1 protein-coding gene is annotated in these 1146 nt (G+C 63.4%); it reads right to left on the reverse strand.

Annotation, left to right across the window (positions count from 1 at the left end; translation table 11 throughout):
- Positions 1 to 2: 2 nt before the first annotated feature.
- A complete protein-coding gene (locus AB0J46_RS51955) occupies positions 3 to 1097 on the reverse strand; it encodes an IS630 family transposase (RefSeq protein ID WP_364344965.1) in 1095 nt (364 codons plus the stop codon).
- Between the last annotated feature and the right edge of the window lie 49 nt (positions 1098 to 1146).

Raw genomic sequence — 1146 nt, forward strand, 5'->3', positions numbered from 1 at the left:
GGCTAGTGTTCTGAGTCGTTAATTCGATTGAGATATGCGGCGATGGTCTCGAAGATCTCCTCAGCGGTCTTGGTCCAGACGAACGCCCGGGGATTGTCGTTCCATGTGTCGATCCAGGCTTTGAGTGCTCGTTCTAGATCGGTGACCGAGGTGTAGGACCCGCGCCGGATCATCCGGCGGGTGATCTCGGCGAAGAACCGCTCCACCAGGTTCATCCAACTGGAGTAGGTGGGAATGAAGTGCAGGTGGAAGCGGGGGTGCGCCAGCAGCCACGCCTTGACGATCGGTGCTTTGTGCGTTCCGTAGTTGTCTAAGACGAGGTGGACGTCCAGCTCGGCGGGTGTCTCGCGGTCGATCTGGTCAAGGAACGCGCGAAACTCCACCGAACGGTGCCGGCGCCGGTGGGCGGAGATCACCTTGCCCGAGGCCACATCCAGGGCCGCGAACAGAGTGGTGGTGCCCGCCCGGATGTAGTCGTGGGTCTGGCGCTCGGGGACCGCGGGCATCATCGGCAGCACCGGCGAGGAGCGGTTCAGCGCCTGGATCTGGGACTTCTCATCCACGCACAGCACCAGGGCCGCCTCGGGCGGGCTGAGGTAGAGGCCGGTGACGTCGCGGACCTTCTCGATGAAGAAGGGGTCGTTGGACAGCTTCCACTCGTCGACCAGGTGGGGCTTGAGTCCGAAGGCCCGCCAGATCCGTGAGACGGCGGTTTGGTTCAGTCCGGTCCGCTCGGCCATCATCCGGGTCGACCAGTGCGTGCCGCCGTCGGGCGGGGGCTGTTCCAGGGTTTGCCTGATGACGTCCTCGACGTGGCTGTCGATGATCTTTCTAGGCTGGCCGGGGCGGTCCTTGTCGGACAGTGCCTGCAGGCCGCCGTCGATGTAGCGGTTGCGCCACTTACCGACCGTCTGCGGCCAGACACCGAGGTCGCGGGCGACCTCGGTATCGGTTCCACCTTCCAGGCAGCGCAGGATGATGCGTGCGCGCTGTGCCATGACCTGCGCCGATGTTCGCCGGTGCGCGACCTGTTCCAGTACGCGCCGATCCTCTTCGCTGACAAGCAAGGGCCGTCGAGGTCTGCCACGCTTCGCCATGCAGACATCGTACCTATTTATTAATCGAATTAACGACTCAGAACACTAG

The organism is Nonomuraea sp. NPDC049758 (assembly GCF_040674635.1).
Classification (GTDB): domain Bacteria; phylum Actinomycetota; class Actinomycetes; order Streptosporangiales; family Streptosporangiaceae; genus Nonomuraea.